The organism is Enterobacter cloacae complex sp. P40C2 (assembly GCF_014930695.1).
Taxonomy (GTDB): domain Bacteria; phylum Pseudomonadota; class Gammaproteobacteria; order Enterobacterales; family Enterobacteriaceae; genus Enterobacter; species Enterobacter pasteurii.
The window spans coordinates 153,265-176,778 of the sequence record NZ_JADBRP010000005.1 but is presented as its reverse complement, the minus strand read 5'-3'; the positions used below and the strand labels follow the sequence as shown (position 1 = coordinate 176,778).

Annotated in this window: 19 protein-coding genes and 2 pseudogenes; 11 read left to right on the top strand and 10 right to left on the bottom strand. The window is 57.6% G+C overall.

Annotated elements, in window-relative coordinates; all coding sequences use genetic code 11:
- Positions 1-5: 5 nt before the first annotated feature.
- Both IM304_RS11785 and IM304_RS11780 read right to left on the bottom strand, forming a co-directional pair.
- On the bottom strand, positions 6-293 hold the full coding sequence (locus IM304_RS11785; RefSeq protein ID WP_148419829.1) for a VF530 family DNA-binding protein: 288 nt from the start codon (positions 291-293) through the stop codon (positions 6-8).
- A 572-nt stretch (positions 294-865) separates the two neighbouring features.
- A complete protein-coding gene (locus IM304_RS11780; RefSeq protein ID WP_193355147.1) occupies positions 866-2,347 on the bottom strand; it encodes a UbiD family decarboxylase in 1,482 nt (493 codons plus the stop codon).
- Between the two features lie 112 nt (positions 2,348-2,459).
- Between IM304_RS11780 and IM304_RS11775 the strand changes: the two genes are divergently transcribed.
- Positions 2,460-3,359 carry a LysR substrate-binding domain-containing protein gene (locus IM304_RS11775; protein ID WP_193355146.1) on the top strand — a complete coding sequence of 300 codons (900 nt, stop codon included), beginning with the start codon at positions 2,460-2,462 and terminating at the stop codon, positions 3,357-3,359.
- Here IM304_RS11775 and IM304_RS11770 read toward each other — a convergent pair.
- From IM304_RS11770 to IM304_RS11755, 4 genes are all read right to left on the bottom strand, one after another.
- Positions 3,335-4,243, bottom strand: a complete 909-nt coding sequence (locus IM304_RS11770; protein ID WP_193355145.1) for a LysR family transcriptional regulator — start codon at positions 4,241-4,243, stop codon at positions 3,335-3,337. The genes IM304_RS11775 and IM304_RS11770 overlap by 25 nt on opposite strands.
- A 1-nt stretch (position 4,244) precedes the next feature.
- On the bottom strand, positions 4,245-5,222 hold the full coding sequence (locus IM304_RS11765) for an MBL fold metallo-hydrolase (RefSeq protein ID WP_193355144.1): 978 nt from the start codon (positions 5,220-5,222) through the stop codon (positions 4,245-4,247).
- A 107-nt stretch (positions 5,223-5,329) separates the two neighbouring features.
- A complete protein-coding gene (locus tag IM304_RS11760) occupies positions 5,330-6,214 on the bottom strand; it encodes an SDR family oxidoreductase (protein ID WP_148422675.1) in 885 nt (294 codons plus the stop codon).
- Positions 6,215-6,325: 111 nt separating this feature from the next.
- Entirely contained in the window at positions 6,326-6,853 is a 528-nt protein-coding gene (locus tag IM304_RS11755) for a GNAT family N-acetyltransferase (protein WP_176610303.1), read from the bottom strand.
- 131 nt (positions 6,854-6,984) lie between these two features.
- Between IM304_RS11755 and treZ the strand changes: the two genes are divergently transcribed.
- The 3 genes from treZ to glgX are packed head-to-tail and all read left to right on the top strand — an operon-like array spanning position 6,985 to position 13,328.
- Positions 6,985-8,772: a malto-oligosyltrehalose trehalohydrolase gene (gene treZ, locus IM304_RS11750; protein ID WP_193355143.1), complete on the top strand. Its 1,788-nt coding sequence runs from the start codon at positions 6,985-6,987 to the stop codon at positions 8,770-8,772.
- Positions 8,769-11,237, top strand: coding sequence for a malto-oligosyltrehalose synthase (treY, locus tag IM304_RS11745; protein ID WP_193355142.1), 2,469 nt, complete (start codon positions 8,769-8,771; stop codon positions 11,235-11,237). The genes treZ and treY overlap by 4 nt, the downstream gene beginning before the upstream one ends.
- Before the next feature lie 15 nt (positions 11,238-11,252).
- Positions 11,253-13,328 carry a glycogen debranching protein GlgX gene (gene glgX, locus IM304_RS11740; RefSeq protein WP_193355141.1) on the top strand — a complete coding sequence of 692 codons (2,076 nt, stop codon included), beginning with the start codon at positions 11,253-11,255 and terminating at the stop codon, positions 13,326-13,328.
- Here the strand turns inward: glgX and IM304_RS11735 are convergent.
- Positions 13,325-13,873 carry a winged helix DNA-binding protein gene (locus IM304_RS11735; RefSeq protein ID WP_148422680.1) on the bottom strand — a complete coding sequence of 183 codons (549 nt, stop codon included), beginning with the start codon at positions 13,871-13,873 and terminating at the stop codon, positions 13,325-13,327. The genes glgX and IM304_RS11735 overlap by 4 nt on opposite strands.
- Positions 13,874-14,097: 224 nt before the next feature.
- Between IM304_RS11735 and IM304_RS11730 the strand changes: the two genes are divergently transcribed.
- Genes IM304_RS11730 through IM304_RS11720 form a run of 3 tightly spaced genes read left to right on the top strand, consistent with a single transcriptional unit; the run spans position 14,098 to position 16,808 of the window.
- Positions 14,098-14,820 carry a DUF969 domain-containing protein gene (locus IM304_RS11730; RefSeq protein WP_193355140.1) on the top strand — a complete coding sequence of 241 codons (723 nt, stop codon included), beginning with the start codon at positions 14,098-14,100 and terminating at the stop codon, positions 14,818-14,820.
- A complete protein-coding gene (locus IM304_RS11725) occupies positions 14,817-15,803 on the top strand; it encodes a DUF979 domain-containing protein (protein ID WP_047354811.1) in 987 nt (328 codons plus the stop codon). The genes IM304_RS11730 and IM304_RS11725 overlap by 4 nt, the downstream gene beginning before the upstream one ends.
- Before the next feature lie 9 nt (positions 15,804-15,812).
- Complete coding sequence (locus tag IM304_RS11720; protein WP_193355139.1) at positions 15,813-16,808, top strand: DUF2891 domain-containing protein; 996 nt, start codon at positions 15,813-15,815, stop codon at positions 16,806-16,808.
- Between the two features lie 13 nt (positions 16,809-16,821).
- Here the strand turns inward: IM304_RS11720 and IM304_RS11715 are convergent, their stop codons facing one another.
- On the bottom strand, positions 16,822-18,201 hold the full coding sequence (locus IM304_RS11715) for an MFS transporter (RefSeq protein WP_193355138.1): 1,380 nt from the start codon (positions 18,199-18,201) through the stop codon (positions 16,822-16,824).
- Between the two features lie 126 nt (positions 18,202-18,327).
- Here IM304_RS11715 and IM304_RS11710 point away from each other — a divergent pair, with 126 nt between their 5' ends.
- From IM304_RS11710 to IM304_RS11700, 3 genes are all read left to right on the top strand, one after another.
- Positions 18,328-19,251 (top strand): LysR family transcriptional regulator, encoded by a 924-nt coding sequence (locus IM304_RS11710; protein ID WP_193355137.1) that lies wholly within the window; start codon positions 18,328-18,330, stop codon positions 19,249-19,251.
- A 175-nt stretch (positions 19,252-19,426) separates the two neighbouring features.
- Positions 19,427-20,926, top strand: coding sequence for a phospholipase (locus IM304_RS11705; protein WP_193355136.1), 1,500 nt, complete (start codon positions 19,427-19,429; stop codon positions 20,924-20,926).
- Complete coding sequence (locus IM304_RS11700) at positions 20,923-21,672, top strand: ankyrin repeat domain-containing protein (protein WP_193355135.1); 750 nt, start codon at positions 20,923-20,925, stop codon at positions 21,670-21,672. Before IM304_RS11705 ends, IM304_RS11700 begins: the two co-directional genes overlap by 4 nt.
- Positions 21,673-21,744: 72 nt before the next feature.
- Here the strand turns inward: IM304_RS11700 and IM304_RS11695 are convergent, their stop codons facing one another.
- Positions 21,745-22,158, bottom strand: a complete 414-nt coding sequence (locus IM304_RS11695; RefSeq protein ID WP_193355134.1) for a hypothetical protein — start codon at positions 22,156-22,158, stop codon at positions 21,745-21,747.
- Between the two features lie 146 nt (positions 22,159-22,304).
- Positions 22,305-22,409 (bottom strand): annotated as a pseudogene (locus IM304_RS22250) (hypothetical protein); the annotation flags it as partial.
- Here IM304_RS22250 and IM304_RS11690 point away from each other — a divergent pair.
- A pseudogene (locus IM304_RS11690) lies at positions 22,362-23,440 on the top strand (helix-turn-helix domain-containing protein). The pseudogenes IM304_RS22250 and IM304_RS11690 sit on opposite strands and share 48 nt — an antisense overlap.
- The last annotated feature ends 74 nt before the right edge of the window (positions 23,441-23,514 follow it).

Below are 23,514 nucleotides of genomic sequence, written 5' to 3'. Positions count from 1 at the left end.
GCGTATCAGCTCCTGGGTGTCCGGCTTTCCGTCCAGGGATTAAAGGCCGGTTCGTCCTGTTCTGCGGGACCGTCATCATGAAGGGAGTCAAGATAGAGGGCTTCAACTTCCGCGCGCGCCCACGGGGTGCGGCGCAGGAACTTCAGGCTCGACTTAACGCTCGGGTCTTTTCGAAAACAGTTAATTTTAATGCGGTTGCCCAGCTCGTTCCAGCCGTAGCGCGCGACAAGCGCGTTAACCTGCATCTCGAGCGTTACGCCATGCAAAGGATCGTTGGAAACAGGTGCAGTCATAGGCGTCCGGTAGTCTCATTTATTATGGGGAATGGAATAATCGATGAAAGGTTACAAGAAAGCAGGGGAAGCGGCAATTTAAGCGTGAGGTTCTTCACCCCGCAGGGCTGAGGGTTCCCCACAAATTAATGCGAGCACTAAGCAATCCCCTCGCCCCTCCGGGGAGAGGGTTAGGGTGAGGGGAACATACGGCGGTGGTGGTGATTCCGTTCACTTTATGTTTCTTGCTACTCTGTAAGGACATGACCGGTGAACGTGCCAGGGTGGTTCAGTCGCCACCACCCTGGCGACCCGGGCTCCCGGCGGTAAATCGCCGCTTCGCGGTGCCCTCGGCTTATTCCTTCCGGCTTATCGGGTACGGGCGGATGTAACGTCCCTGTAAAGCCGCCCTCTCGGCGCATCCCTGCGCCTCGCCCCGGCCTGCAGGAAACGCCTCAGCGATTTACAGCCGGACCAGGGCATCGCTGACAGCCCTCAGTCATTCAGAAAGCAACATCATTGCTTCTGCTTAAAAATAACTGGGGAACCCTCAGCCCCGCAGGGGGGGAAGAGAGGAGATTGCAGGGATAACCTTATTTTTTAAATAGCTCTGGGGCCCATGGCGTAGGATCTACCTCCATAAATGGCGCGCGTTCGAAGCGGGACTTCAGCGCCCAGGGCACCGTACAGTCAAAGATGGTTTTGCAGGTGATGCCGTTTCCACGAATGGAGGTGTTGTAGTCCGGGGCCTGAGACGGATCCAGCTGGTGGCCGCGGATCCCCGGCAGGTTGGTGATGCTGACATCTCCCTGCATGCGGGTGGTCATGGCCCACAGGAGGTCATCGCTGTCGAAAATATCCACATCCTCGTCTACGAGAATAATGTTCTTAAGCTCGGAGTAGGTGGCTAACGCGATCAGTGCCGCCTGGCCCTGGCGTCCTTCGTCTGAGTGCTGACGTTTTTTCACCTGCAGCACGCCAAGGAATTTGCCGCCGCCTGCGGTATGCGCATAGACGTTTTGCAGAAAACCGGGGATGGCTTCTTCCACCGCGTTGCGGATGCTGGCTTCGGTCGGTAAGCCCGCGAGCGTGGTATGCTCTTCGCCCGGCCCGACCAGCGTTTGCAGAATCGCCCGATGGCGCATGGTCACGGCTTTGACCTTAATCACCGGTAAGGCGGGGTTGGCCTCGCCGCAGTAGCCGGGGAACTCCGGCATCGCATGGCCGGTATGGGTGTGCTGGTCCTCTTTTACGCGCACGCCCGGCAGCAGCTCGCCTTCAATAACGATCTCCGCCCGGGCAATCGCTTTTTCCCGCACGGCCACGCCCTGAACCAGCTCAACCGGGGACTGACGCAGCGCGCCGGCGACGCCCAGCTCGTTATAGCCGAAGGGCGTGGTAGGGGCCTCAAAGCACGCGCCAATGTAGATAGCAGGATCCAGACCCATATTGATGGTGACCGGTAGAGGTTTCCCGGCCTCTTCAGCTTTTTTGCGGAACACTTCGATATGGCGGCCCGCGGCAAGGAACATGGAGAGTTCGTCGCGCTCCTGAACGCAGAGGCGGTGAATGGTGACGTCGGTGAGCGACGCGTCTTCCGGATCGCTTGCCAGCACCATGCCCAGACAGAAGAACGGGCCCGCGTCTATCGGGGTGTTCGTCGGTGCCGGCAGCAGTTTGCGCAGATCGAAATCAGGATCGTCGGCATAAAACACCTGCTCCTGACACGGGGCCTGCGCCGCCGGAACGACAACCGGCGCTACCGGATTTTTTACCGCATGACCGACGTGCTTCGCCAGCTCAGAAGGTTCGCAGCCCAGCAGCAGCGCCGCACGTTCACGGCTGGCGTGCATCCCCACCAGGATCCGGGAGCCGGGATAGCCTTTCACGCTATTAAACATCATGGCGGGCCCGGTGCGGGTTGGGCGTTTGACCGTGCCGCCGGCACCGATATGCCGGTATACCCCCGCCAGCTCCGCGTTGGGATCGACCGGATGGTTAGTTTCGATGTACTGGCCGTCGTGGCGCTGGAGCAGTTCGATGGCGCTTCTGAGATCGTTGATTGGGTTTTCCATATTTTCCTCCCTCGGATGAATGCGTCCATTGTCGGTGGAAGCAAAACCACCATCAATTGCATCATTCATGCTATTTTGATACGTATTTTCATATCAATTATTGGGGCACGTTATGCAGTTTCGCCTGATGCGCAATTTTATTGTGGTGGCCGAGGAGCTTCACATGCACCGGGCGGCGGAGCGTCTGAATTTGGCGCAGCCGGCGCTGAGCCAGCAGATCAAAACCCTGGAAGAACGTCTGGGCGTGACGCTCTTCAGCCGGGCAAACCGTCGTCTGACCCTGACGCCCGCCGGTGAAGCTTTTCTTAACAAAGCCCGGGTCGCGATAATGATGACCGAGCAGGCCATCCTGGACGCCAGGCAAACCGCCAGAGGCGAGCAGGGGGTATTAAACCTTGGCTGCGTTTCGAGCGCGATGTTCGACAGCAAACTGCCCGCGGCGCTTCGCCAGCTTCACGCGAAATGGCCGGACATCACGCTGTCGGTCATGACCGGGAATGTGCAAACCCTCTACGGCGCCGTACAAAGCAACCAGCTGGATATCGCCATCATCCGCTCGCCGCTTCCGCCGCTGCCTGAGGATCTGCAAAGCCGTCCGTTTACCACAGAGAAAACGGTGCTGGCGCTGCCGGGCCAGCACCCGCTGGCGGATTCGGCAGCGCTTACGCTTTCGTCGCTGAAGGAGGAAAAATGGATTGCCCTGCGCGATCCGGAAGGCATGGGGCTGGAGCAGTACTTCTATGACGCCTGCCGCGGCGCGGGCATCCGGCCCAGCGTCGTGCAAAGCGCCACTGACGTCCCCACGGTGATAAGCCTTGTCTCGGCGGGGTTTGGGATTGCCATGCTGCCCGCCTCGGCAAAGGCTATCCGCATCGAGAACGTGGTCTGCGTGGAGATCCTCGACCGGCTCCGGGAGAGCGAGTTGACGCTGGTATGCCACCGGATCATACGCTCCGAGGTGCTGAAAAAGTTTCTCAGCCTCCTCGATCACACCGGCCGTCCGGCGGCCTGAAGGAGCTGTTCGCGCAGCCAGACGTTAGCCGGATCCTGGCCGTTTTTCGGGTGCCAGTACATGCCTATGACGATCGGCTGGAGAGGCAGCGGCGGCGGAAACAGATCGAGCGTTTGCGCGAAGCGTTGCAGCATGCGCTTTGGCAGGGTACAGAGCAAATCAGTCCCGGCCACAATCGCAGGCGCCACGGCGTAACTTTGCGTGGACATTACCACGCTTCGCTGGCGTCCAAGCCCGGCCAGATTCTGGTCGACAAAGCCTGCGAAAGGATCGCCTTCGGATGACACCACCAGGTGGGAAAGGGCGCAATAGCTGTCCAGATCCAGCTCCCCCGTTCCGCGCGGATGGCCCTTGCGCTGTGCCGTGGCGTACTCATCGTCAAACAGCCTGCGCCTGACCCACGCATCGTGCGCCCCCGCGTCAACGCCAACGTAAATATCCACCTCTCCGCTTTCCATTTGCGCGGGCAGTTTCTGGATTTCAGGCAGCGCAAAGCGCAGGCGAACGCCCGGCGCCAGCGTGCCGATCTGATTCTGTAGCTCAGCCCCAAGCATCAGCGCCGGGTTTTCGTGCAGGGCGATAACGAAGGTGCGGCTGCTGTTTTGCGCATCGAAGGTCGTGGGCTCAAGCATCGCCGAAATGCCCTGCAGCACCGCTGCAACCTGCGGCCTTAACGCCTCGGCGCGCGGCGTAGGCAGCACCCCGCGTCCGTGCGGGGAAGGAACAAACAGCGGCTCACCGAAAAGGGCGCGCAGCCGCGCAAGCCGGGCCGACAGCGCCGGCTGGCTGATGCCCAGCCGCGCGGCCGCATGGGTAATGTTCCTGTCCCGGAGTAAGGCATCCAGCGCCATGATCAGGTCCATATCCATATCGGAGGATGTCATCTTACTTTGCATCACGGTTGGTATAGGTAACGGGAACCCACGCGTAGCCCTCACGCTCGCCCCTGGTGACGTAACCAATACCCGGGAATGGCAGATGCGGAGCCGCAATCAGCGCGCGGTTTTTGACAAACTCCGCGAATGCAGCGTTGCGAACCCGGGAGGCGCCGTCCTGATCCTCATCGTAGGCGATGGTGACATCAGGCTGAGGGAACTGAACCGCGGCGACGTGAATGATATCGCCGACAAAGGTTATTTTTTCGCCCTGGCGCTCAAGCGTATAGAACGCGGAGCCGGGAGTGTGACCCGGGTGAACCGTGCCGCTGATCCCCGGCAGAAGCTGCTCCGTCCCGGAGAATGGCGTCACCTTTCCGGCGTCCAGATAGGGCTTCAGGGTCTTCTGTGCAATATCAAAGTAGTTCTGGTCATAGCCTGATTTTTTCTGATTTTCGTCGTTAAAGAAAAAATCGATGTCCGGCTTGCCGACGTACACCTGCGCATTGGCAAATACGCGCTGGCCGTCCTTCACCAGGCCGCCGGCATGGTCGGAGTGCGCGTGCGTGATCAGGATGTCGGTAATATCCTGCGGCCTGATGCCCTGCGTCGCCAGGCTTTCAATCAGCCGTCCGCCGTTTCCGGGGCCAAAGAGCTGGCCTGAGCCGGTGTCCACCAGGATCCGGTGGCCGGGCAGGGCGATATAGAACGCGTTGATGGACGCTTCAACCGGATTGGCCTGGAAGTTTTTCGCCAGTAGCGCATCGGTATTTTCCGCCGTTGTCCGGCGCAGCAGAGTATGAAGATCCTGCGGAACGCTGCCGTCCGTAAAGGCGGTGACGATCGTGTCACCAACCTGCACGCTGTAGCCGCCAGCCTGCTGTTTAACCACATGCTGCGGGACATTCGCCGCCGCGTGGAACGCCGGAAAGAAAAGCGCAGAACCGGTCAACAGGGTTGATATAGCAAGTTTTTTCACAGTAAACATGATGGGCTCCTCAATAGTAAGTTCATCATAGTTCAACTGCGATTTTTGAGAACGGCCGGGAAGTGAATGTGACCTATCCATGGAATGGATAGGTCTGGGGAAGGGAATTACAGCACGCCCGTACCGCCGTCGGAACACCATACCTGACCGGAAGCGTATGAGCAGGTATCGGAGGCAAACAGCACGTACAGCGGTGCGATTTCAACCGGCTGGCCCGGTCTGCCCAGCGGCGTATCTCCGCCGAACTGCTGTACCTTGGACTGAGGCTGACCGCCGCTGGACTGTAGCGGTGTCCAGTACGGCCCCGGTGCGACAGCGTTCACCCGAATGCCGCGCGGCCCCAGCTGCTTGGCCAGAGACTTGGTAAAGGCCACGTTACAGGCTTTGGTCTGGGCGTAGTCCACGAGGATCCCGCTCGGTTTGTACGCCTGAACGGAAGAGGTGTTGATGATTACCGCCCCTTCCTGCAGGTGGCGCAGCGCCGCTTTGGTGATCCAGAAAGGCGCATACACGTTGGTTTTGAACGTCGCGTCAAAATCGGCCGTGGTGAGGTTATCGATTGACTCGCAGTACTGCTGGCGACCGGCGTTATTCACCAGGATATCCAGGCCGCCCAGTTCGGCAACGGCTTTTTCCACCAGCGTATCGCAGAACGATTCCACGCGAATGTCGCCGGGAATGGCGACCGCTTTACGGCCTTCGGCCTGAATCAGCGCGATAACCGATGCGGCATCGGACTCTTCTTCCGGCAGATAGCCGATGGCAACATCCGCACCTTCGCGGGCGTAGGCGATGGCCACCGCGCGGCCAATACCGGAATCACCGCCGGTAATAAGCGCTTTTTTTCCTGCCAGCTTTCCCGACCCGATATAGCTTGTTTCACCATGATCCGGTAGTGGCTTCATTTCCGATGCCAGCCCGGGGGCCATTTGCGGTTGTTCTGCAAACGGCGGACGAGGGTAATGCAGCGTGTGATTATTTCCTGTAGACATACCGGCCTCCTTAAATAGTGAATTCCAAGATTAGTCGCTAATTAAGCGCAAGCGGGCAAAACTGACAAATTCAGACAAATCTATATTCCATTACCTGCGGTAAATAATTCTTCAGGCCAGCATGTAATACCAGAAAAGCGCGACCTCATCTTTTTCCGGCAGCGCGTTGTAAAGATAGCGATCGTAACCGCCCAGAATAAAACCGTATTGCCGGTAAAACAGGCAGGCTGAAACGTTGACGTTCTGCGTCTCCAGCCGTAATCCGGGCGCGTTGATGCTGCGTGCCCACACGTGCGTGGCGGCCATCAGCTTGTGCGCCGCGCCCGTTCTGCGCTTTGAACGTTCTACCGCAACGTAATCCACGGAAATAAATTTATTCCAGTTGCAGGATGCGGTAATAAATCCGGCTATTTCTCCGTCATCCGTTTCGGCAATCAGAAATATGGCATCGGGATTAACGCAATGATTTTCCAGCGTCTGGAGATCGAGCTCGTAGATTTTAAGATAAGGCTCGGCAAGCGCTTCGATATGCAAATCGCCATGGATAAACGGCTCTCTGGCAATGCGATCGACCGTGAAGGAAAAATCACAACATTCAAGACGGGGGAGGTCCGTACTTAATCCTTTTCGAATCTGCATGGTATTCCTTAAGTAAGAGTTATAAACAGATAATAGACGAAGCGGCATAACCTGCTGGCATAACACTCTGTTCATCCTGGTCTAAGCTTGTATCTCGTTCCGCGTAAAATGTGGTCATTCGAGGACAGTGAATGGAATTCAGAACATGTCGCAGGCACTGGGGTGCTGAATATATTTCCGATGACGTTGTACGTTTTCGCGTCTGGGCTGAAGGGCAAAAAGATCTCACGTTGCGTTTAACCGACACCGACATTCCGATGGCGGCGGTGGGCGACGGCTGGTTTCAGGTTGACGTGCCCGGCGTCACGCACGGTACGACGTATCAGTTTGTCTTACAGGACGGTATGGCGGTGCCGGATCCCGCCTCACGCGCGCAGCAGGGCGACGTCAACGGCCCGTCGGTCGTGATCGACCCGCGTCGCTACACCCCCGCTCAGGGCGAATGGAAAGGGCGCCCGTGGGAAGAGACGGTGATCTACGAGCTGCATATCGGCACCTTTACGGAGGAAGGGACGTTCAGGGCGGCCATCGAAAAACTGCCGTATCTGGCTGAACTCGGCATTACGCAGCTGGAGGTAATGCCCGTGTCCCAGTTCGGCGGATCGCGCGGCTGGGGCTATGACGGGGTGTTGCTGTATGCCCCGCACTCCGCCTACGGCACGCCGGATGACTTTCACGCCTTCATCGATGCCGCCCACGCGCTCGGGCTTTCGGTGGTGCTGGATATTGTGCTCAACCACTTCGGCCCCGAGGGCAACTATCTGCCGCTACTCTCGCCGGCGTTTTTCCATCAGGATCGTATGACCCCGTGGGGCAACGGGATTGCCTACGAGGTTGACGCCGTCCGGCAATACATTACCGAGGCGCCGCTGTACTGGCTGTCGGAGTACCATCTTGATGGCCTGCGCTTTGACGCCATCGACCAGATTAACGACGACGCTGAACCCCATATTCTTCCCTACATTGCGCAGCGGATCCGCGACGCGTTTCCGGATCGCCATATCCATCTCACCACCGAGGACAGCCGCAACGTGATTTTCCTGCATCCGCGCGATGCGAAGGGCAATACGCTGCTGTTTACCGCGGAATGGAATGATGATTTTCATAATGCCGCGCACGTTTTCGCGACCGGGGAATCGCACGCCTATTACCAGGACTTTGCCTTTGAGCCGGAGAAAAAGCTGGCGCGGGCGCTGGCCGAGGGGTTTGTCTATCAGGGGGAGATTTCGCTTCAGACCGGCAGGTCGCGCGGGGTCGAGTGTCGCGAGCAGCCTCCGCAGTTTTTTGTCGATTTTATTCAAAACCACGATCAGATCGGCAACCGTGCGCAGGGAGAAAGGCTCATTACCCTGGCGGGAGAGGATAAAACGCGCGTCCTGTTCGCCGCGCTGCTGCTTTCTCCGCATATTCCGCTGCTGTTTATGGGCGAGGAGTATGGCGAAACCCGTCCGTTCCTCTTTTTCACCGACTTCCACGGGGACCTGGCGAAGGCCGTGCGGGAAGGGCGCGCGAAGGAGTTTACGGGCCATACCGGCCACGATGAAGCCGTTCCTGATCCCAACGACGTCGATACGTTTATCCGCTCGAAGCCCGGCTGGGATAAGGCGCAAACCGAGGAAGGCAGAGCGTGGCTGCAGCTAACGCGCGAGCTGATAGCGCTGCGTCAGCGCCATGTCGTCCCGTTACTGAAACAGCCGGGCGCCGCAGAGGGTAACGTCCTGCAAACGGCGCTCGGCATGGTCGCGGTGAGCTGGCGTTTTCCAGCCGGGACGCTGTCGCTGGCGCTGAATATCGGTAAAAAGCCGCTCGCCTTACCGGACCTGCCGGGAAAAACGATCTTTAGCTGGCCGGAGGCAGAGGAAAACCTGCCGCCGAACAGCATTGTTGTTCGCTTTGCTGATGGAGAAGCAGCGCTATGATCCCGTCCTCAACCTATCGCATTCAGTTTCGCAACGGCATGACCTTCGATCGCGTAGTGGACCTGATACCGTACATGAAAGATCTCGGTATCAGCCATCTCTATGCGTCGCCGGTTTTCACGGCCACCACGGACTCCACTCACGGCTATGACGTGACCGACCCCAATGAAATCGACCCGGCAATTGGCGGGCGCGCAGGGTTCGACCGCATGGCGGCGGCCCTCCGGCAGGCGGGCATGGGGCTGATTCTGGATATCGTTCCTAACCATATGTCGACCTCGCTGGAAAACCGCTGGTGGCGCGACGTTATCGAAAACGGCAAACAGAGCCGCTACGCCGCCTTTTTTGACATCGACTGGTCCCGACCGCTAACGCTGCCGTTTCTTGGCGACACCTTTGAAGCGGAGCTGGAGCGGGGCGCTATCACACTGAAACGTGACAGTGTCACCGAAAAGGCGGCGCTGGTGTATTACGACACCGCCTATCCGCTCAATCCCGGCACGTATAGTGAGGCTAAGAGCATCGCTGAGATCCACGAGGCTCAAAGCTGGCGCCTGATGTCCTGGCGTGAAGCGCCGAAGCAGCTGTCGTGGCGACGCTTTTTTGAAATCACCGGGCTGGTGGGCGTGCGGGTTGAGGATGAAGCGGTATTCGCGGATACCCACCGCCTGATCCTGGAGCTTGTTCACGCCGGGGTGGTTGACGGCCTGCGCATCGACCACGTGGACGGCCTTGCCGATCCGCTGGCGTATCTGCAGCGCCTGCGCGCGGCGACCGGGCCGGACTGCTACATCACGGTTGAGAAGATCCTCGCCAAAGGGGAGCAGCTTCCCCCCGAGTGGCCCGTGTCGGGCACGACGGGCTATGAGTTTATCGCCTCCCTTGCCGAAGTGCTGGTGGACGATAACAACCTCTCGCGGCTGGAGGCCATCCACGCCGAAACGCTGGGCGCGCCCGTGGACACGCATGAAGAGCTGCGCAAGGCCAAAGGCCTGATGACCGATCGTAATTTTGAAGGCGAATTTACCACGCTGCTTGCTATTGCCTGCGAGCTGGCCCGGCACAACGGCGCCGAGGTGCAGCGCGACGATATCCGGCATGCCCTGCGCGAGCTGCTTATCGCCTTTCCGGTGTACCGCACCTACGGCACCGGCGAGGGGCTGACGCCTGCGGACGTGGCGCTGCTCGGCCGCGTGGTCGCCAGCGTTAACGCGTCGGAGCCCGCCCTGAGCCTGATCGTGCGTATTCTCACCGGCGATCTGCCGGAGCAGTATCGCGCGCTTGCCTCGCTTTTCCGCACCCGTTTTCAGCAGCTGACCGGGCCGCTGATGGCGAAATCGGTAGAGGATACGCTGTTCTTCCGCCACAACCTGGAGCTGGCCCTGAACGAAGTCGGGGCTGACCCCGCGCCGCGCGCGTTTTCACTCTCCCGCTTTCACCAGGAGATGCGCATTCGGCTCGCCCGTCAGCCCGACGCGCTGCTGGGCACCTCCACCCACGACACCAAACGCGGCGAGGATGCGCGGGCGCGGCTGTACACGCTGACGGAAGCGCCGGATCTGTGGGGGGAAAGCCTGGCGCGCTGGCGGCAGATGAACCAGACCCAGGTCCGGTTCCTGAATGACGGCACCGCGCCGAACGCCGCCGATACCTGGATGATCTTCCAGGCGCTGGCGGGCGTCTGGCCGGCATCGCTGTCGCCTGACGATCGCGACGGGCTTCAGTCGCTGGAGACGCGCTTCCTCGGCTTTCTTGAGAAAGCGCTGCGCGAGGCCAAGCAGCGCACCGACTGGATCGACAGCAACGAAAGCTACGAGAGCGTGGTGCTGGACTATGCGCGCCATCTGCTCTCCCCGGATAACACCCTGTTCCTGCACGATTTCAGCCAGGCGCTCCAGCCGTTTATTCGCGCCGGACTGATGAACAGCCTGAGCCAGACGGTCATCAAGCTGACCGCGCCCGGCGTGCCGGATATCTATCAGGGCAGCGAAGCGCTGAACTTTAGCCTGGTTGACCCGGACAACCGCCGGGAACCGGATTTCACCGCGCTGGCGGAGAACCTCAGCGCGGCGGATGGACACATCTTTAACGACGAGCAGCGCTGGCGAGACGGCAGCGTGAAGCAGTACGTCACCGCCACGCTGTTACGGCTTCGCCCGCATTACCCCGAGCTTTTCCGCTACGGCGACTGGCTGCCGCTGAAGGTAACCGGCGAGCGCGAGGAGAATCTGATCGCTTATGCCCGCCTGAAAGACGGCGAGGCGCTCATCGTCGCCGTTCCGCGCCTGGCGTTTGGCGTTAACGACAACGAGAAGCTGTGGGTTAATACCACATTGGCCATACCTCAGGAGCTGGCCGGAAAGCGCTACCGGGATCTGTTTACCGGTGAGAGTCGCGTACTGCACGAGACGCTGGATTTAACGTCTGAAAAGGGATGTTTGTTGGTTCTGCTTACCTGCGAATAATCGAGGAGAACAAAAATGCCAAAGGATACAACGTTTGAAATTCGGGCCGGTCACGGCCAGCAGCTGGGCGCAAACTATGACGGCAAGGGGGTTAACTTTGCGCTGTTTTCCGCGCACGCGGAGCGGGTGGAGCTGTGCCTGTTTGACCCTTCCGGGAAAACAGAAATCGCCCGCCTGGAGCTGCCGGAATACACCCATGAGGTGTGGCACGGCTATGTGCCCGACCTGAAGCCGGGGGCGCTGTACGGTTACCGCGTTTACGGGCCATACGATCCGGAGAACGGTCACCGCTTTAACCCGCATAAGCTGCTCATCGACCCGTATGCCCGCGAGCTGGCAGGGGATATCGAGTGGAACGACGCCCACTTCGGCTATGAGCTGGGGCACGACGAGCTCGATCTCAGCTTCGATACGCGAGACAGCGCGCCGTTTACGCCGAAATGCAGGGTCATCGACCCGAACGCCGTCGACTGGCAGGACTCGCGCCGGCCTGACGTTCCGTGGCCGCGTACCGTCGTCTATGAAAGCCACGTGAAGGGCTTTACCCAGCTTAACCCGGCCATTCCGCCCGAGCTGCGCGGTACGTTTGAGGGAATGGGGCATAAAGCCTCCGTGGACTACATCAAAAGCCTGGGCATCACCTCGGTGGAGCTGCTGCCGGTCCACTGGTTCCCGGACGATCGGCACCTGCTCGATCGCGGTCTTAAAAACTTCTGGGGCTATAACTCGCTCGCCTTCTTTGCGCCAGCGTCCCGCTATTACGGCCCGGCGGGGATCCAGGGCTTTCGCGATATGGTGCGCGCGTACCACGACGCGGGCATCGAGGTGATCCTCGACGTGGTCTATAACCACACGGCGGAGGGTAACGAGCTGGGGCCAACCCTGTCGTTTAAGGGGATTGATAACTTCTGCTATTACCGCACCATGCCGGATCAGCACCGGTACTACATTAACGACACCGGCACCGGCAATACCGTCAATACCTCGCATCCGCGCGTATTGCAGATGGTCATGGACTCGCTGCGCTACTGGGCGGAATCGATGCAGATTGACGGCTTCCGCTTCGATCTCGGCACGATTCTCGGGCGCGAGCCGGAAGGGTTCGATCCCCGCGGCGGCTTTTTCGATGCCGTGACCCAGGATCCGGTGCTGTCGAAGCTGAAGCTCATCGGTGAGCCGTGGGATATCGGCCCCGGCGGGTATCAGGTGGGCGGCTTCCCGCCGGGCTGGGGGGAGTGGAACGACAAATACCGCGATACGGTCCGGGAATACTGGAAGGGCGATAACGTCTCCACCGATTTTGCCGCACGCCTGCTTGGCTCCGGTGATTTGTACGATCTGCGCGGGCGTCGCCCGTGGGCCAGCGTTAACTTCATCACCGCGCATGACGGCTTCACGCTCAACGACCTGGTGTCGTACAACGAGAAGCACAATGCCGATAACGGGGAGGATAATAACGACGGCCATAACGATAACCGGTCATACAACTACGGTGAAGAAGGCCCGACGGAAAACCCTGACATCATCGCGACCCGCGAGCGGCAAAAGCGCAACTTCCTCACCACGCTCTTGTTCTCCCACGGCACGCCGATGCTGCTGGCGGGAGATGAGTTTGGCCGCTCGCAGAAGGGCAATAATAACGGATACTGTCAGGACAGCGAGATCTCCTGGATAAACTGGGAAGGGCTTTCTGAAAACGACGATAGGCTGCGCGAATTTACCCGTCGGCTGATTGCCCTGCGCGCGGAGCAGCCGCTGCTGCGGCGTGAAAACTGGCGCGACGGGCTGGAGATCCGCTGGTTTAACGCCGGCGGGGGGCTGCAGCAGTCGGAACAGTGGGACGAAGGCTCCACCCTTGGCCTTGCCATCAGCCGACCGGATCTCGAAAAGGAAGAGGGCGTCTGGCACGACGTGCTGATGCTGTTTAACCCGTTTGAAGGCACGGTCCCGTTCCAGATCCCGCAGTTCGGGGAAGGCGGCTGGGTGCTGGAGCTGTCAACGGCGGATGATGCCCCCACCGGAGAGATCATCACGGAATCCGTCGATTATGAGCTGGCCGGGCGGAGTATCACCCTGTTCCGCCGTCCTTAAAGCGAGGCCGCCGCGCGTGCGGCGGTATCATACAGGGACGAGATCGCGCGAAGCAGCTGCGCGGTCTCGCCAATCGACGTTCCCGGAATGCCGCTTTCCGCATGAATGGCGATCAGGCAGGCCTCCCGCACGTCCCGGTACTTCATGCACAGCGCTTTGCCTTCCTCCGTCGTCGAGAAAAAGAGCTCTTTCCCCGCTTTTTCACTGGTGACGTAACCCGCCTTTACCAGCTTTTTCAGCGCATACGTCACCACGTGGGTATCTTCCACGTTCAGCACAAAGCAGATGTCCGCCAGCTTTTTCTTGCGGTTGCGGTGGTTAACGTGATGCAGAAGCGAGACGTCAAAGGCGCCCATATCCGGCTCGCCCGCCGCCGTCATGCAGCGCACCATCCACTTGTTGAAGGCATTGCTGGTCATGATCAGCGCATATTCCAGCTCCGATAGTTCGGCACACCGCTCTGAAACCAGATGACGGGAGGAGACGATACGCCCGTCCGCAATATCGTCGTGGCCTGGCGCCGTCTTCGTTTTGTCTTTTGTCATACCGATCCTTCTCCCGAAATGTAAACCCGTCGATAAAATAAGAACATTTTATTGATAAATTGTTTACATGTTTTTGACGTTCAGATATAGCTTTTTAGTGCAGGTTCTGTGGAGCCTGACGCAAAACACAATATCGCGCGCCGTAATGCACCGGCTTCGCTCTGCTGCGAAGTATAAAAAATAGCCGTCGGCGCGCAACGCTCACTTTGGATAGGGTAACGTTTATGGACAGTTCTACACTGTTGCCGCTTATCGGGATACCGGTGGTGGTTATTGGTTTTGCACTGCGCTTCAACCCGCTGCTGGTTGTCGTGGTGGCGGGGCTGGCGACGGGCCTGCTGGTTGGCATGGATTTCGGTATGCTGCTGGAAACCTTTGGCGAAAAGTTCGTGAATAGCCGATCGCTTGCCACCTTCATTCTGATCCTGCCGGTTATTGGCCTGCTGGAGTATTACGGGCTGAAGGAGCGGGCCCAGGCCTGGGTGGCGAAGATCGCCAGCGCGACCTCGGCGCGTATCCTGATGCTCTACTTTGTCGCCCGCGAGGGGACGGCGGCGCTGGGGCTGATGTCGCTGGGCGGCCACGCGCAGACGGTGCGCCCGCTGCTGGCGCCGATGGCGGAAGGGGCGGCGCTGAACGAGTACGGCGAGCTGCCGCAGACTATCCGCGACAAAATTAAGGCGCACGCCGCCGCCTGCGACAATATCGCGGTGTTCTTTGGGGAGGATATTTTTATCGCCTTCGGCGCGGTGCTGCTGATTGACGCGTTTCTTAAAGAGAACGGGATCGAGGGGATCGAGCCGCTGCACATCGGCCTGTGGGCCATTCCGACCGCCATCGCAGCCCTGTTTATTCACATGACGCGCCTGCTGCGCCTCGACGCCAGCATTCGTCGCGACGTGATGGCCTGGAAAGCAGAGCAGGGCGCGCAGGAGATCGCATCATGATGACGCTCATCACCATTAACCGCGTGTACTACCTGATTGGCTTTGTTGTGATGCTGCTGGTCGTCATGACCCTTCGCGACCGCGCCAACCCGAAACGTTTTACCACCGCGCTGTTCTGGTTCCTGTTTGGCGGGATCTTCCTGTTTGGCGATCTGATGGTGCAGGAGCTGGGCAAGTCGCTGGCGTATCGCATCATTGGCGGCGCGGTTATCGTGATTGCGCTGCTGGCGGGTTTTGGGCTGGTCGGGAAGGGGCATTATAAAATGTCCACCGAGGAGGAACGCGTCGCCTCGTCGAACCGGCTGAAAAACTGGCTGTTCCTGCCGGCGCTGATGATCCCCGTGGTGACGGTCATCGGGACGCTGTTCCTGAAGGGCGTGTCGATTGGCGGCGTTTATCTGCTCGACCAGAAGCAGCTTACCCTGGCGGCGCTGTGCGTGGCCTGCGTGGCGGCAATCCTCACCGGCTGGTGGCTGACGAAAGGCACGCCGCTGCATGCGGTCCGTCAGTCTCGTCGGCTGGTGGATACCATCGGCTGGGCGGTGATCCTGCCGCAGATGCTCGCCATGCTCGGCGGGGTATTTGTGGTGGCCAATACCGGCGAATCGGTCCAGAAGGTGGTCAGCCTGTTCGTCAACCCGGACAGCCGCTTTATGCTGGTGGTGATTTACTGCGTGGGGATGGCGCTGTTTACCATGATCATGGGCAACGCCTTCGCCGCGTTCCCGGTGCTGAGCGCCGGTATCGCCCTGCCGTTCCTGATTAACGTTCATCACGGCAACCCGGCGCCGCTGCTGGCTATCGGGATGTACGCGGGCTACTGCGGCACGCTGATGACGCCCATGGCCGCCAACTTCAACATCGTGCCCGCCGCGCTGCTGGAGCTAAAGGACAAATATCAGGTTATCAAGATTCAGATCCCGACCGCGTTAACCCTGCTGGTGGTAAACGTGTTCTTAATGTATTTCCTCGTGTTTCGCTAAGGAGCCGCTATGGAATTAACGCAACAACAGGCCGACGCGTTCGCCAGAATGCCGTTGACCTATCTACGTCAGGAATACCCGAACCACATCATGCATCTGCTGAACGATGACGGCGACGTTCTGCCGCCCCGCGAGCTGCACCCGATTTTTTACGGCTGCTTTGACTGGCACTCGGCGGTGCACGGCTACTGGCTCCTGCTGCGCTGCCTGCGCCTGTATCCCGAGCTGCCGTGCCGGGAAGAGATCGTCGCCCTGTTTGAGGAACACCTGACCGACGAGAAGGTGGCGAAAGAGCTGGCCTATTTCAACGCGCCGTTCCGCGCGTCGTTTGAGCGACCTTACGGCTACGGCTGGCTGCTAGCGCTGGCGCAGGAGCTGCAACAGTCCTCGCTGCCGCAGGCGGCGCGCTGGTATCAGACGCTGCAACCGCTCACGCTGGATATTCGTCAGCGGCTGGTGGATTACCTCAGCAAGTTAACCTATCCAATCCGCGTCGGGACGCATTACAACACCGCGTTTGCGCTCGCGCTGGGGCTGGATTACGCCCGTGCGGTGCAGGATAACGCGCTCGAGCAGGCTATCCTGGACGCGGCAACGCGGTTTTATCTCGCGGACACCCGTTATCCCGCGCACTATGAGCCGGGCGGCGACGAGTATATTTCCGGGGCGCTTACCGAAGCCCTGCTGATGAGCAAGGTGACGGACAATTTCCCGGCCTGGTTCGATGCGTTTCTGCCGGACGCGGGCGCCGTGTCGGCGCTGATGTACCCGGCAGAGGTGAGCGACCGCACCGATCCGAAAATTGCGCACCTGGACGGGCTCAACCTAAGCCGCGCCTGGTGCATGAAGCACATTGCACACGCCCTGCCGGAAAGCCATCCGGCGCAGCAGGCACTGCGCGATGCCGCCGCGCGCCATCTGGCGGCAAGCGTGGAGCATGTTGTCGGCAGCCACTACAGCGGCGGGCACTGGCTGGCGAGCTTTGCGCTGCTGGCGCTGGAGTAGCCCAGGCTAGCGCTTATTTTATCAGCCTCAGCGACCGTAACCGGCTTACGCTAACGAATACGGATCCCGCTGAGGCTGCCGTGGCGATCCACAGCGCAGCATGAACCGGTCTTCCATCTGCCGTCAGCATAACCCCCACAACCGCCGCACCGAGACACTGCCCGAACGTCCGCATGATGGACAAAACGCCAGAAGCGAAGCTCGCATGGTCACGGGTAACGTTTGAGAGCATCTCCCGGTTATTGGGGCTCTGGAAGCAGCCAAACCCAATACCGCACACCAGGCACCGCAGGCAGATATCCCACATGGCTGGACTGGCAGGCAGCGTCGCCAGCAGCCCCAGCCCCAGAGCGAAAATCATCAGCCCGAGAGTTGAGATCGGCGGAGCCGATATCGTGTCCGCCCACCGGCCGGCATGGGGAGCAATGAGCACGATCCCCAACGGCCACGGCGTAAACAGCAGGGCAGAGACGAGCGGGCTATAGCCATAGACGCTCTGAAACAGGAACGGCAGGGCAATAAAGGCGATCCCCTGGCTGACGAACGCAGTCATCGACGTAAGGGCCGCGAGGGTAAAACGCGCATTTTTAAACATTGCTGGCGGCAGCAGCGGGTTTTCCGTACGGCGGATCTGCCAGATAAAGGCGATGCCGCTCGTCGCAGCGATCGCCGCCCAGCAGAGGCTGGCGGTGTGATGTGCTGCGCTCTGGAAACTGTTCGCCGCCACGATCGTTGAGCCCAACATCAGCGCCGATAAAATGGCCCCGAGCGAATCGAAGGGCGCCCGAACGCTGATAGACTGGCGCGGCAGCGCTCCGGTTGCCAGCAGCAGGGCCACCGCACCGGGAATAACGTTTACGGCAAACAGCCATTGCCAGCTCAGGATATGAAGAAGGGTGCCGCCCAATACCGGCCCGAGCGCCGAGCTGGAGGCGATGAGCAGGGCGTGTAAACCCAGAACGCGGCCAAGCAATCGGCCGGGAAACACGGACCGCAGTATCGCGGGCGCGATGCTCAGCGTCGCCGCGCCACCGATCCCCTGAAGGATGCGCATTCCGATAAGCATCCCGGGGCCCGTTGCCAGCGCGCAGCCCAGCGATGTCAGGGTAAAGATCATAAGGCCTGCCAGAAATACGGGGCGGTAACCCAGGCGTGCCGCCAGCGCCGCGAATAGCGCCAGCGACATCGCCGCCGCCAGCAGATACCCGTTGGCAAACCAGACGGCGGTACTGGCGTGCACCTGCATCGCCTGCGCCATGGACGGCAGGGCGACGTTAATCATGGTGCCGTCAAACACGCCCATTAGCGTGGTGGTCATTACCGCGGCCAACACCCGGGCGCGCGCCGGGCCCGGCAGGCCGTCATCGCCGGGTTGGCTGGAAAAGAGCGTCATCTTGCTGTCTCCTGAAAAGGATGGTGGATGACGGAACTATAAAGATGGCTTTTACGCGGCGGAAGGCGCACCATTTGCACTTTATCGTTGCATGAAACGCCTTATCTGAATCCTGGGAGATTAGTCATGTCCGATCCCGATTTCAATCTGCTGGTTGCCCTCGACGTATTGCTGAGCGAAGCCAGCGTTGCGGGCGCGGCCCGCCGTTTACGCCTAAGCACCTCGGCCATGAGCCGCACCCTGAGCAGGCTGCGCGACGTAACGGGAGATCCAATCCTGGTGCGCGCCGGACGCAACATGGTACTGACGCCCTGGGCAGAGGCTACCCGGGAGCGCGCCCGGCGCGCGGTGCACGAGGCGAAGGCGGTTTTGCAGCCATCCACCGAAACGTTCAACGTCGAAGATCTTTCGCGCCTTTTCACGATTCGGGCAAACGACGGTTTTGTGGTGGCGTTTGGCCCGGCGCTTATTGCGGCTGTGGCCGATGCCGCACCGGACGTCTGCATACGCTTTGCGCCAAAGCCTGAAAAAACGTCGCGCTACCTGCGGGAAGGTCTGGTCGATCTGGAGATTGGCGTGCAGAGCAATATGGGGCCTGAAATACTTGTGCAAAGACTGTTTGAGGATCGGTTTGTGGGCGTGGTGCGTAAAGGGCATCCGCTGGCTACCCGGGCAGAAAAAAGTCTGGAAGACTATGTCTCCTGGGGCCACGTGGTGGCTTCCCCCGAAGGCACGCTGCACGGCTTCGTCGATGACGTGCTGGCAGAGCGGGGAATGACGCGAAAAATCGCGAGCGTGGTGCCGGGATTTCCGACGGCGCTTTCCGTGGCGCTGGCGTCCGATCTAATCGCCATGATACCCGCACTCTATTTAGCTAATCAGCAGGTTACGGAACAGGTTCACGTTTTTGAGCTGCCGTTCAAAAGCCGGCGCATTACGGTGTCGCAGATGTGGCACCCAAGGATGGAGCGCGACCCGGGTCACCGCTGGCTGAGAGAGAAAATACTTGCGATATGTGGTGAGGACGGGGCTGTAAACGCTTCGGCTTAAAATCAATGCAGGCGTGCAAACGTACACGGTTTTACATACTTTTGAGTATATGCAAAGGTATGTAGACACGCATGATACCGGATGTTGTCCGGATGCATCGTGAAAAATAGCCCGACATTGTCTGTTTTCAGTGATGTGCAATAATAGAAACGTTAACCATGGCTAAAGGGATATTATGCTTTCCAGACTTAAACTGCTTTATGTCGCCGATGATTTGCTTTCGCCTGATGAATTTCCCCGGATAGTAAGCCCATCCATCGCATGTCATGAACTGTCATTCGTCCCGGATAAAGATATCCTGACGCTCTTCTCCGGTTTTCACGGAGGGGACAGAATTCGTCTTGAAGCGGGTGTCACTCATAAGGGGATTAGCACAGATCTGCGAGGGAAAGTCCAAAGTGCGCTGAGAAGAGGGGAAATTGTTGCGGTTGACACTCGTCCCGGGGTGCTGGCGACGATGGGACCGTTTTACGCTGACACGGAAGGTTATCTTAGGCCCCAAGGTTTACTGGAACCAAACTATCCGGTTGATCGGATAATGCGTCGCTATGAGGAAATGGTGAAATCGTGGGGCGGACGCCGGGCTCGTCCCTCAATATTTCCGGCGCAGGTTACAAAAGCAAAACAATCAGTAAAACCACATGAGCCATCACAAGCCAGGGAAACCACCCTGCAAAAGACCGAAGGGCTGCTTACAAAAGCTGAACGCTGGCAAGAACGAAAGTTCCTAATAGGGAAGGGACAGAGAAGTATTTATCCTGACGCGCGCATCGCATCAGAGCGACTGGCAGAGAACAACGTAGCCGTTGAAAAAGCTAAACTCGCCGGGAATGTCTATAAGACAACAAACCCACTCAGGGATACGTTAGGAGTACCAGAAGGATGGAAAGACATTAGCAATGATGAAGGCACACTCAACAAAATAGGGCTTAGTCGGGATATGCTCTTCGACAATAATAAATCACCAGATTTTTTGGCCAGGGTATATCAGCCTGACAGCAGTATTTTTGGTAATGATATGAACCCGACTGTTGTATTCAGAGGTTCAAGAGCACCAGAGTTAACATCAGGAATAGGTGATACTGCAAAAAAAATTCTGCTTGATGGAGACTTGTCAGGAATCAAAAATATAAATGACTGGACAAATAATGCTGCGCAGGGAATAGGCATAGATTCAGATTATTATAAAAAAGCAGTCGAGATAGGAAATTCATTAAGGGGCGATGTTGACATATCTGGTCATTCCTTAGGAGGGGGGATGGCATCGGCAGCAGCTATGTCCAGCGGGCATCCAGCCTGGACTTTCAATGCTGCCGGGCTAAATTCGGGAACAGTTGAAAAATACGGCGGCAAAGTTATCGGAAGCGCAGGAAGTATACAATCTTATAGGGTGGATGGCGAATTATTGACGTCCTTACAGGAAGTTCATAACGAAAAGGATTATGAGCTTATCAAAAGTGCACTTCCTGAATCGCTGCAAAAACCATGGGGAGTTGCTTTGCCTTTTACTCTAAAGGAATGGGGATCACTCGCCGCACCCGATGCTGTAGGTACACAACACACACTTTTTGGGGGCACTGGAACGCTTCTTGATAAACATGGCATCGACCAAACAATCAAGCTCATAGAAGATCAAAAGGATGATGATATTGCCACTATCAGGAGTAGAACATGAACAAAATGATAATGGCGCTTACGCTTTTATTTATCATACTCATTGTGCAAGGGTGTAAAGAGAATATGCAATATGAACCACAAGATTTTTTTGATGGCCAACAGCTGAAAATTGCTCAGATTATTTATGACGGTAACGAAGAACAACTTAGCCAAAAACTGATGACCGTCAGTAAAGACGAGTTGAATCGTCCAGCGAAAGCCGAAATGACGTTGCTATTCTGGTCAGTGCTCAACTCAACCTGGGATGATACCGCTCCGGCAAGGTTAAAAATAATAACAGATCTGGTTAAGGCCGGAGCAGATCCGTTGCAACCCAGATCGGAAGGTGGGAGCAGTCCCGCTGAGTTTGTTCTTCAGGGAGACAAAGGGATCTGGATAAAAGCTATGCTGGACGGTGGACTTTCTCCGGACGCCAGGGATACGACTTTTGATAAGCCAATAATATTCGAAACATTAAAAGCAAAAAATACTGAGACCTTAAAAGTCATGCTTGAATCGGGAGCAGATATCAATGCGAGAGGAGCAATGGAACGCACTTTACTAATTAATGCCTTGTATGCCGGAAAAATCGACCATATTAAGCTTTTATTAGATAAAGGAGCGAATCCGCAGCTCAGTGATTCATTTGACGAGGACTTCATATTTTTAATTAATAAAGAAATATCGCGAAAAGACAATAATAATGAGTATGTGAAAAGTTTGATTAATATTCGCGATACAATGTTACCCAACAGTCCAGAATGACGTCAGGCTGTACATATCAACGGGAGTAAAGAAATCCCGCCGGTAGCGGCGGGATTTTTATGGCATGAATGTTTAGCGCGTCTGGCTGATAAGCTTGCGCCAGACTCTGTTATGCAACGTAAATAGCAGCATCTTATAGAAAGCGGTAGAAAGTATACAGCTGCCGCTAAGCCCCAGCATGACAATACTCACCAGCGCCGCGGTCAGGCTGACGCCCGGAGAAGAACTACCGCTCAGCGCGGCCAGCAGATAGGCTGCCGTTAATACCAGACTTAGCACCGCCAGCGCAAGATGTAACCGCACGGCGCGCATGCTACCTTTGCCAATCATAAACATCGTTACTCCGTTGATGCCAGCGAAGAGCAGGGCGATCAGCACAACCCACACGAATACGCGCTCTGATGGCTGGCCAACTGCGGCGATTACGCCATACCCCAGCCACAGTTGAGGAATGGCGAAACTGACAATCACCCCGAGCGTACTCATCACCACAGGTGATTTAACATAATATACATTATGCGCACTTAGGTTGTAACGGCAAAGTTGTAATGTCCGTTCTGGGCTAAGTTAAGATGTCCGTCACGTAGATTCACCATCGAGGGATTCTGATGACGGCACACTCCGCGGAGTTTTTCACTTTGGACGAAGTTAACCGATTCAAAATCATTCAGGACGTTGTCGACCGGCGTCTGACCACACTGATGGCCGCGCAGCGCCTTGGTATTTCCGATCGTCAGTGCCGACGCCTTCTGTCGCGTTACCGTGAATATGGCCCACTGGGTATGGCTAGCCGTCGTCGTGGAAAACCCAGCAATAACCAACTACCTGATGGTCTTGCCCAGTACGCACTCAATATTATCCGCGAACGCTATACCGACTTTGGGCCTACGCTTGCGTGCGAGAAACTCGCAGAACTGCACGATATTCACCTGTCCACCTATTTTGAAGCCACCAGGGGCTATCTGGAAAAGCATGGCAAACCACTGGCATTGTATAGCGACAAAGCCAGCGTCTTCAGAATCAACAATAAAAATGCCACCGGCGGCGATGGTTATACCAGTTTGGCCGTGCGATGCACGAACTGAACATCCAGACTATCTGCGCCAATACCAGCTCAGCCAAAGGCCGCGTGGAGCGCGCCCATCTGACGCTTCAGGATCGCCTCGTAAAGGAACTCAGGCTCAGGGGCATTTCTTCAGTTGATGCAGCCAATCATTTTGCTGATGAGTTTATGACTGATTACAACCGGCGTTTTGCGAAAGCGCCCCGGCATGACTTTGATGTGCATCGACCACTTGAGAATGACGATGATCTGGCCGCATTTTTCACATGGCGGGAACTGCGCCGTGTTTCAAAATCCCTGACGGTGCAGTATGACAAAGTACTCTATCTGATTGAAGATAATGAGTTAAGCCGCAGATCTATTGGGAAGTACATTGAGGTCTGGCATTACCCGGATGGCCGGAAAGAACTCCGGCTAAACGGAGTCGTCCTTCCCTACTCCACTTATGATCGTCTTCAGGAAATTGACCAGGGTGCTATCGTGGACAACAAGCGCCTCGGGCGGACACTTGAGTTTATTAAGCTGGTTCAGGACAAACGCGACAATAACCGGTCTCAGGCTCTCCCTGCCGGAGATGGCCCCTCGCGGCGGCGCAGAAAACCCACGCAGAAGAAATCCCAGCGTTCCCTGAATGGTGACGATATGCTGGAAGCATTGAAGACATTACAGCCCCGTTCTGAAGAAATTTTCGGTACAAGGAAATAACAAATCTCTGAAGGCAAACATAATCCCACCCTTCATAGAACTGAAATGCCAGAGAGCTTAATGTCCGCTTTGAG